Consider the following 7884-nt stretch of genomic DNA (forward strand, 5'->3'; position numbering starts at 1 on the left):
TGCCGCTATGGAGCGGTAGGCCGAATATCGTCCGGATAACCCCTCACACGGCGCGCGAAGTGTCCATCTGCAGGGCGGCGACACACCGCGCGAACTGGCCGGGGCCTCCTGCGGTCGAGCCGAGCGTCAGAGCGCCTCGGGCATCGAGAGACTCGCGAGGGTCGCGCAGGGGACCGGCTTGCCAAAGCCGCTGGGCACCATGCTCGCCATATCGATGGAAAGCTCGGAGATGTCAGCCATCTGGCGAGAGTAGCCGGCGATCGGCGTGACTTCCGGCGCAGGCTCCAGCGACGCCGAGGCGATCGACGTATTGTAGGCGCAGATCGCCTCGGCCATTGAGGCGATGCCGAACATGGCGAGCCCGACCACGAGGCATGCCACAAAATGCGAGCCGAAATCGGGGGCCGCTGCGATCCGGTTGGTGATATAGTCCGGCGCGCGGTCCGGCTTCTGCCGATGCAGCGTGAAGCTGTCTGGAACCATCGTATCTCCCTCCATCATCGACAGTTCGGCCTAGCCTGCGATCAGCGCGCGCACGCGCTCCGGCGTGAACGGCATGTCGCGGATCCGCTTGCCGGTCAGGGCGAAGAACGCGTTGGCGACAGCCGCTCCGGTCATCGGCACGCCGATTTCGCCGGCCCCTGACGGCGCCGCGCCGGATTCGACGATGCGCACGGAAATCTCCGGGATCTCGTTGAGCCGGATCGGCTCGTAGTCGTAGAAATTGTTCTGCTCGATCTCCCCCCGCGCGATGCTGACGCGCTCCTTGAGCAGGCCGGAGAGACCGAAGATGACGCCGCCCTCGGTCTGCGCCTCGAGGTTCTTCGGGTGGATCGCGATCCCCGGATCGACCGCCGCCCAGAAGCGGTGCACGCGGATCTGGCCGGAGGAACGGTCGAGCGAGATCTCCGCCACGCCGGCGCCGAGCGTGGTCTTGTAGCCGGCGAAGGAGAGCCCGTGCGTGCGGCCTTCCGGCGGCCTGCCGAAATCCGACATCGCCACCACCGCGTCGAGCACCGAAAGCCCGCGCGGGCTCCGGGCGAGCAGGCGACGGCGGAAGGCGACCGGATCATCGCCGGAGGCCTCGGCAAGCTCGTCGATGAAGCCCTCGCGCGCGAAGCAGTTCGGCCCCCAGCCGATGCCGCGCCAGGCGGAAACCCGCGCCCGTCGTTCCGTGATGACATGTTCGGCAAGGAAGTCGGGAATGGCGTAGTCGCGGCTTTCCGTTCCCTCCATCACCAGAATGTCGCGGTTGTTGGCGCGCTCCCAGCGCTGCGGGGCGGCGAAGGCGAGGATGGAGGGGCTTGTCACGCGGTGGCGCAGGGCGACGACCTGCCCCTGACCGTCAAGCGCTGCCTGAAACGTGTGGACCGTTGCCGGACGCAGCCAGCCGTTCTTCACGTCGTCCTCGCGCGTCCACATCAGCTTCACCGGCCGCTTGACGGCGCGGGACAGCAACAGCGCGTCGTGCAGGATGTCGCGGGCGAAGAAGGTGCGGCGCCCGAAGCCGCCGCCCATCTGCATGGCGTGGAAGCGGATGCGGTCGGGCGTCGTCTCCAGCGTCTGGGCGGCCGCCGCGATGGAAAGGGTCTGGCTCTGGGTGCCGAGCCACACCTCGGCGCCCTTGCCGTCGGGATCCACGGCGGCGACGGCGGCGAGCGGCTCCATCTGCGCGTGGTAGACATGCTCGGTGGTGTATTCCGCCTCGACGATATGCCGGCCGGGCGCGGCGAGCGCGGTGGCCACGTCGCCACGGGTTTCCCAGGCGGTGCCCGTCCGGGCGGGGTCGTGGGCGATCGCGATCTCGGCTGCGAGATCGGCCGCGCTGTCGGCGGTGCGGAAAGGCGACGTCGTCGTCCATTCCACGTCGAGAAGGTCCCGGGCCTGGAGCGCCGTCTCCCAACGCTCCGCGACCACTGCCACCGCGTTGCGCAGCGGTACGATGGCGATCACGCCGGGCACGGCCCGTGCGGCGCCGTCGGTGACCTTGGCCGGCGTCTCGCCCTCCACCGGCGCATGCAGCAAGGCGGCATAGCCCATGCCGGGGAGACGGACGTCGATCGAATAGGTCGTCTCGCCGCGCGTCTTGCCGGGGATGTCGCGGCGGCCGGGATCCGTGCCGATCAGACGATAGGCCGAGCGCGGTTTCAGGTCGGCATCGGCGATCTCCGGCACGTCGGTGACGAGCCGGGGCAGGCCGGCGACCTGTCCGTAGCTGAGGCGCCGGCCGCTCGCGCGATGCACGACCGCGCCCGGCTCGGTCGTCACGTCCGCCGGCGGCACGCTCCACGCGGCGGCGGCCGAATGGACGAGGATCCGCCGCGCGCCGGCTCCGGCACGCCGCATGATGTCGAAATAGCCTTCGATCGAGGAACTGCCGGCGGTGAACAGGATGCGGCCGGTGTTCGGGTTGCCGTAGATCGCCGGATCGCCCTGGTCGACCTGCGCGACGCGCACCTTGGGCCAATCCGCGTCGAGCTCCTCGGCGAGGATCATCGGCAGCGATGTCATGATCCCCTGTCCCATCTCGGTGGAAGCAAAGCGGATCGTGACCTCGTCATTCGGCGCGATGCTCACCCAGGCATTGACCGTCGTTGCACCGGCGGCTTGCGCCTGTGCCTCGTCGCGAAAGACCCCGAGCGCGCCGCCCGCCAGGATGGCGAAGCTCAGCGCGCCCGTGCCGCCGAGAAAGGCGCGGCGCGAAACATTGACGGCGATGTTCATGGCTCAACCCTCCTGCGCGGCGCGCGCAATGGCCTTCACGATGCGCGGATAGGTGCCGCACCGGCATAGATTGGTGGACATCTCGTCGACGATCTCCTCGCGGGTCGGCTGGGGATTGGCGCTGAGCAGCGCTGCCGCCCGCATGATCTGGCCGGACTGGCAGTAGCCGCATTGCGGCACCTGTTCGGTGATCCAGGCGCGCTGCAGCGCATGCTCGCCGGTCGGCGACAGGCCTTCGATCGTGGTCACGGTGTGGCCGACCGCAGCCTCCAGCGGTGTCTGGCACGCGAAGGTGGCTTCACCGTCGAGATGAACCGTGCAGGCCCCGCAGACCCCCGCACCGCATCCGAACTTGGTGCCCGTAAGGCCGAGATGCTCCCTCAGGACCCAAAGCAGGGGCGTCTGCGGGTCGGCGTCGATGTCGACGGTACGTCCATTGATGGTCAGGCCGGCCATTGATCATTCCTCGGGATATGCGTTCGGGGCGCCACTGGACGGTCGCCTCATGGATTGGCCTTCAGAAAGGCGATGAGTGCCTGGCGTTCGCTTGCGTTCGGCACGGTCACCGTCATGGTCGTGCCCGGCGCGAACTGCCGTGGATTGGCCAGGAAACGATCGAGGGCGGCCTCGTCCCAGGTCACCTCGCCCGCGCAGCGCCACGGAATAGCGGGCGTCCTCGACCTGCCCGGCCGGGCGGCCGACGACGCCGGAAAGAGAGGGGCCGACGCGGTTCTGGCCCTGCTGGAGCGTGTGGCAGCTCGCGCAACGCTGCCGGAACAGGCGCTCGCCCTGAAGGTCCTGTGCGCCGGCGTCGGTGAACGCGGAAGAGGCAAGTAGCGTCAGCACGGGCAGGAACACCCGCGCGCTTGTCGATGCCATTGTCATCGTGGGGCCTTCATCAAAGCTCTTTCCCGATCCTGCGATCGACCGACAAGGCGCCGGAGCCGCCGAAAGCGAGGGGCAGGGCGACGAATGCGAGCAGGACGGGATATTCGATGCCACGTTGGGTCCAGGCCCAAGTCGGGCCGATCGCCACGGCGATGAAGACCATCTGCACGGCCAGCATCGCCGCCAGCGGCCGCGTGACGGCACCGATCGCAATGGCGATGCCGCCGAATGTTTCGAACAGCGCGACGAAAAACGCGAGCGGCGGGGCGAACGGCAGCTGCAGCATGTTCGCGATCATGTTGGTGGTGCTCGCCAGGGCACCGCTGGAAGGCGTCAGCTTCGGTATGCCATGCGTGAGCACGACGATGCCGAACGCGCAGCGCAGGGCCGCATAGGCCACGGGCTGGGCACGCCTGTAGAGAGGGCCGAGGAAGGGCAGGATCAGGTGCTGTGGCCGCTGCCCTCCATCATCCACCGCGGATGAAGCTGGCGCGTGACCCGAGGCGAGCTCGATTTCGGTCATCACAAACCCTCTCCGCGAAGCTGGCGCGCGGCCCCGGCCCAGTCCTCCACATGATGGGTGCGGACGATCTTCCCGGCTTCCACGACATGGATGTCGATGGCGAGAACGCGGAAGCTGCGGCCGGAGCGTGGCACCCCGAGGAAGGTGCCGCCGGGCGTTCCCGTCCCTTCGCCGCGCACGATGATCCGGTCGCCGGCGACCAGTATCTCCTTGAAGTCCCAGCGCATGTCGGGAACCACGGCGATGCGGCGCGACCAGCGGGCGATCACGGCATCGCGTGGCTCGCATGTCTCGTTCGTCGCGCAGGACGTCCAGGCCGGCGTGGTCACCGAGAGCAGCCGTTCGGAGACCGCTTCCGCCGAACGCGCCGTCAGCACCTCATAGAATGGGGCGACGAACGCTCTTGCCCGGTCCGGCGTCAAAGTCTCTTCGGCATGCGCGCCGAGGGGAGCCAGCACGCTCAGGCCGGCAAGAGCCCAGGCGAACATGCCGCCCCGGATACGTCGTGCGGATCCGGGGAGTGGCGTAGGGAGCGCGTCACGACGGACAGGCGGAGGGGTCATTGCATCCAGTTCCAGCAAGAATTCGGATTGATGATGGAACGGGTGCGATTGTTCGATAATATGCTTCTTTCTTATCGAGATGATTAGGTCAGGTTAACAATGAGGCGCGCCAATCTTGCCGAGCTGGAGGTGTTTGCCGCCGTTGCCGACGCTCGGAGCTTCCGACGGGCGGCGACGGAACGCGGCGTCTCGGCGTCGGCCCTGAGCCAGACCATCCGCAATCTCGAGGAAAGGCTCGGCGTCAGGCTGTTGAACCGCACGACCCGCAGCGTGGCGCCGACCGAAGCGGGCGAGCAGCTCCTGCGCCGCCTGCGCGTCGCCTTGCGCGAGGTTGCGGAAGCGGTCGACGACGTCAACGACTACCGGCGCAAGCCCGCCGGCACCGTGCGCATCAATGCCCCTTCTCCCGCGATCGAGTTCATCCTCGCGCCGCTCGCCAGGGCCTTTCTCGACGAATACCCCGATATTGCGCTGGAACTCATCAGCGACGCCGCGAAGATCGACATCGTCGACGGCGGCTTCGATGCCGGCGTGCGCTTCGGCGAGGAGCTGGCGCGGGACATGATCGCCATCCCGCTGGGACCGCCGCTGCGCTATATCGTGATCGGCGCGCCGGATTATCTGCGCCGGAACGGCACGCCCGAAGAGCCCGACGATCTGCTCAACCACAACTGCATCCGCCAGCGCTTTCCCGGCGGGACGCTGTTCCTCTGGCGCTTCGAGAAGGAAGGACGCGTCGTTGCCATCACGCCGGAAGGTCGGCTGACGGTGAACGATGCCCACCAGGTGACGCGCGGCGTCCGTGATGGGGTCGGCCTCGGGCGGGTGCTCGAAGATTACGCGCGGCCGTTCCTCGATGCCGGGGAGGTCGTTCAGGTGCTCGACGAGTGGTGCCCGCGCATCCCTGAATGGCATCTGTATTATCCCAGCCGCCGGCAGATGCCCTCGGCGATGCGCGCATTTCTCGATTTTGTTGCCAGCTGTCGGATCGCGGATCGCGGACGACCGGTGGTGAGACACCGGGATGCCCAGCCGTAAATAGGGCCGGGTTCGCGTGCAGCTTCTCGCGCACCGCAACCACATTCTGTCGAATTGAAGGTGGATTGTTAAGCTGAGGCGCACGGCTCATCCAGGCGCAACCGGCTTCTCGCGATGGACGTGGCTGGGCAATTTATCCCGCTATCCGCGGTATCCTGCTGCTTGGCTGACCGGGTCCGGAGGCGGGGGCGGATCGGGTGCATCCCGGAGAAACCGACTGCACCGCAACCCGGAGGAGCATGTGATGAATACGACAAGACGGTCGCTTCTCTCGGCGTTCCTCGCCGCTCCGCTATTTCAGATGTGCAGCGCGGGTGCCATCGGCCAAGCGTTGCCGGCTCTGCCGCTGACCCGTGCCTGTCATGACGACGACGAACCGACGCTCGAGCGGGAAGCCGGCCCCTTCTTCAAGCCAAACGCGCCCCTCAGGCACGACCTGTTTCCGGAATCGCCGGGAGGCGAGCGCATCACCGTCGCCGGCTATGTCGTCGACGACCGCTGCCGTCCGCTGCCGGGGAGTCTTGTCGAGATCTGGCACGCGGATGAGAGCGGCGTCTATGACCGGATCGGCTTCCGGCTGAGAGGGCACCAGTTCTCCGATGAACGCGGGCGCTGGTGGTTCAACACCATCGTGCCGGCGCTCTATCCCGGACGCACGCGCCACTTCCACTTCAAGGTACAGCGCCCCGGCGGAAGTGTCCTCACGACCCAAATCTTCTTCCCGGATGAACCGAGGAATGCCCGCGATCCGATCTTCGACGACAGTCTGCTGATGGAGATCAGCAATACCAGCGACGGCCGGCTCGGACGTTTCGACTTCATCCTGTGAGGAGAGTGGCAAGTAACCGCCGCGAAGCCTGGCCGCTGTCAAATCGAGCAACTGATGGAGGTAGGAGAGTGCCATCCATGCCCTTTGCTAATTTCAAGTTTCCGCAGGGAACGCTGGACGAGAAGCAGAAGGAAGAGATCATCCACAAGACGACCGCCATGTTCGTCGAATATTTCGGCGAGAGCGTTCGTCCCTACACCATGGTTCTTGTCGATGAGGTCGTCGATGGCGGTTGGGGCCGCGCTGACGAGACCTTCACCATCGCCAAGATGCGGGAAATGCAGAAGCAGAATCCGGGCTGACGGGTTGCACTCGATGACAAGGCAAGCGGATCCCACGCCGCCTGTGCGACGGGCACACCAGACCGACTCCACCACCTATGCCGGCGAGAACCCCTCGCAGGGCTATATCGAGCTCGTCGGCTGCTCCTTCCGCAACCTCGCCGCCGGGGGCATCCAGGTCCGCCAGAACGTCGAAGAAGTTGGCTGACATGATCCAGGATCAGTTCCGGCCCGCATATCTCGCCGTGACCTTGCCGGACGGTCTCATGATCGTCCGACCGTCGCAAATAGGCGAGAGCTTCCCATGACCATACGCGGATTCATCGCCGTCGATTGCGACGTGTCCAAGCATCCGGTGTTCGTGCCGAAGCCCTTCACCGAGCGCGAGGCGCGGCTCTGGATGATCGCCGAGGCGGTGACTGGGACGCCGGAGTTTAGGTACGGCGTCCCAGCCAAACCCGATGAGGTTGCGCTCTCATCAGGCCACGCACACCTTACCGCACCTCAGATACAAGCAGTGTTACAAGTTGTTTCAGTCGCGTTTCTTTGTGTATCTGAACAATGTCATCAGATGATGGCCTTCTTGGGGGCCCGTACAATCGGAATTCGTGCCTCTAAGTGTACTTAATTATTTCTTCTATCTCCAGTTTTTTCGTTGAACCGGAACCGCAGCTGGAAAGTGGGGTGTTCCGATCTGCTTGCCTGACCCACTCCCTCAAACCCGAGGGAAATTACACGTGCAGGTCCCATCATGAAGGCCGGCGGCATGGATGCCGCCGGCCGGTGGGGATGGCTGCGCGTCAGGCCCGCACCTATTCCTGCTCGTCCTCGAAGATCCAGAGTTCCAGGGTGGGCTGCGGCTTGCCGGCGCGGTCGGTCATGCCGAGGAAGCCGGGCACCCGGCGCTTCTGCTCCGGGGTCAGCGACGCGACCAGCGGCCGGGCGGCGGCGATGACCGTCCTGAGGTCCTGCGCCCGCGCGGCTTCGGCATCGGCGATGCGCTCCAGCACGATGAGGAAGTCGGTCGCCGGCTCGGCC

The 7884-nt window shown here is 66.3% G+C and carries 10 protein-coding genes and 2 pseudogenes; 4 read left to right on the forward strand and 8 right to left on the reverse strand.

Features of this window, described 5'->3' with window-relative positions:
• Window positions 1-126: 126 nt before the first annotated feature.
• The 7 genes and pseudogenes from AC1RU4_RS22815 to AC1RU4_RS22845 form a co-directional block, all read right to left on the reverse strand.
• Window positions 127-501, reverse strand: a complete 375-nt coding sequence (locus tag AC1RU4_RS22815; RefSeq protein WP_492893529.1) for a hypothetical protein — start codon at window positions 499-501, stop codon at window positions 127-129.
• A gap of 12 nt (window positions 502-513) precedes the next feature.
• Window positions 514-2724, reverse strand: a complete 2211-nt coding sequence (locus AC1RU4_RS22820) for a xanthine dehydrogenase family protein molybdopterin-binding subunit (RefSeq protein ID WP_492893531.1) — start codon at window positions 2722-2724, stop codon at window positions 514-516.
• 3 nt (window positions 2725-2727) lie between these two features.
• Entirely contained in the window at window positions 2728-3180 is a 453-nt protein-coding gene (locus AC1RU4_RS22825) for a (2Fe-2S)-binding protein (RefSeq protein WP_492893533.1), read from the reverse strand.
• A gap of 47 nt (window positions 3181-3227) precedes the next feature.
• Window positions 3228-3365 carry a c-type cytochrome gene (locus AC1RU4_RS22830; protein ID WP_492893553.1) on the reverse strand — a complete coding sequence of 46 codons (138 nt, stop codon included), beginning with the start codon at window positions 3363-3365 and terminating at the stop codon, window positions 3228-3230.
• Between the two features lie 73 nt (window positions 3366-3438).
• Window positions 3439-3609: pseudogene (locus AC1RU4_RS22835) on the reverse strand (hypothetical protein); the annotation flags it as partial.
• 13 nt (window positions 3610-3622) lie between these two features.
• Entirely contained in the window at window positions 3623-4135 is a 513-nt protein-coding gene (locus tag AC1RU4_RS22840) for a DoxX family protein (RefSeq protein ID WP_492893535.1), read from the reverse strand.
• Window positions 4135-4623, reverse strand: coding sequence for an ester cyclase (locus tag AC1RU4_RS22845; protein ID WP_492893537.1), 489 nt, complete (start codon window positions 4621-4623; stop codon window positions 4135-4137). Before AC1RU4_RS22845 ends, AC1RU4_RS22840 begins: the two co-directional genes overlap by 1 nt.
• Before the next feature lie 174 nt (window positions 4624-4797).
• On the opposite strand from AC1RU4_RS22845, the gene AC1RU4_RS22850 reads away from it, so the two are divergent.
• The 4 genes from AC1RU4_RS22850 (at window position 4798) to AC1RU4_RS22865 (ending at window position 7054) form a co-directional block, all read left to right on the forward strand.
• The gene (locus tag AC1RU4_RS22850) at window positions 4798-5736 is read left to right on the forward strand and encodes a LysR family transcriptional regulator (protein ID WP_492893539.1); all 939 of its coding nucleotides are present in this window, start codon (window positions 4798-4800) and stop codon (window positions 5734-5736) included.
• Window positions 5737-5980: 244 nt separating this feature from the next.
• On the forward strand, window positions 5981-6565 hold the full coding sequence (locus AC1RU4_RS22855) for a dioxygenase family protein (RefSeq protein WP_492893551.1): 585 nt from the start codon (window positions 5981-5983) through the stop codon (window positions 6563-6565).
• 77 nt (window positions 6566-6642) lie between these two features.
• Complete coding sequence (locus AC1RU4_RS22860) at window positions 6643-6867, forward strand: tautomerase family protein (RefSeq protein ID WP_492893541.1); 225 nt, start codon at window positions 6643-6645, stop codon at window positions 6865-6867.
• Between the two features lie 13 nt (window positions 6868-6880).
• A complete protein-coding gene (locus AC1RU4_RS22865; RefSeq protein WP_492893543.1) occupies window positions 6881-7054 on the forward strand; it encodes a hypothetical protein in 174 nt (57 codons plus the stop codon).
• Between the two features lie 604 nt (window positions 7055-7658).
• On the opposite strand, the pseudogene AC1RU4_RS22870 reads toward AC1RU4_RS22865, so the two are convergent.
• Window positions 7659-7884 (reverse strand): annotated as a pseudogene (locus AC1RU4_RS22870) (hypothetical protein); the annotation flags it as partial.

The organism is Ancylobacter sp. GW821-FHT10E12 (assembly GCF_058809335.1).

What these genes read in the sequence shown, in the direction of transcription:
- AC1RU4_RS22815 (WP_492893529.1), bottom strand. Translation starts at nt 501, where the DNA reads ATGATGGAGGGAGATACGATGGTTCCAGACAGCTTCACGCTGCATCGG.
- AC1RU4_RS22820 (WP_492893531.1), bottom strand. Translation starts at nt 2,724, where the DNA reads ATGAACATCGCCGTCAATGTTTCGCGCCGCGCCTTTCTCGGCGGCACG.
- AC1RU4_RS22825 (WP_492893533.1), bottom strand. Translation starts at nt 3,180, where the DNA reads ATGGCCGGCCTGACCATCAATGGACGTACCGTCGACATCGACGCCGAC.
- AC1RU4_RS22840 (WP_492893535.1), bottom strand. Translation starts at nt 4,135, where the DNA reads ATGACCGAAATCGAGCTCGCCTCGGGTCACGCGCCAGCTTCATCCGCG.
- AC1RU4_RS22845 (WP_492893537.1), bottom strand. Translation starts at nt 4,623, where the DNA reads ATGTTCGCCTGGGCTCTTGCCGGCCTGAGCGTGCTGGCTCCCCTCGGC.
- AC1RU4_RS22850 (WP_492893539.1), top strand. Translation starts at nt 4,798, where the DNA reads ATGAGGCGCGCCAATCTTGCCGAGCTGGAGGTGTTTGCCGCCGTTGCC.
- AC1RU4_RS22855 (WP_492893551.1), top strand. Translation starts at nt 5,981, where the DNA reads ATGAATACGACAAGACGGTCGCTTCTCTCGGCGTTCCTCGCCGCTCCG.
- AC1RU4_RS22860 (WP_492893541.1), top strand. Translation starts at nt 6,643, where the DNA reads ATGCCCTTTGCTAATTTCAAGTTTCCGCAGGGAACGCTGGACGAGAAG.
- AC1RU4_RS22865 (WP_492893543.1), top strand. Translation starts at nt 6,881, where the DNA reads ATGACAAGGCAAGCGGATCCCACGCCGCCTGTGCGACGGGCACACCAG.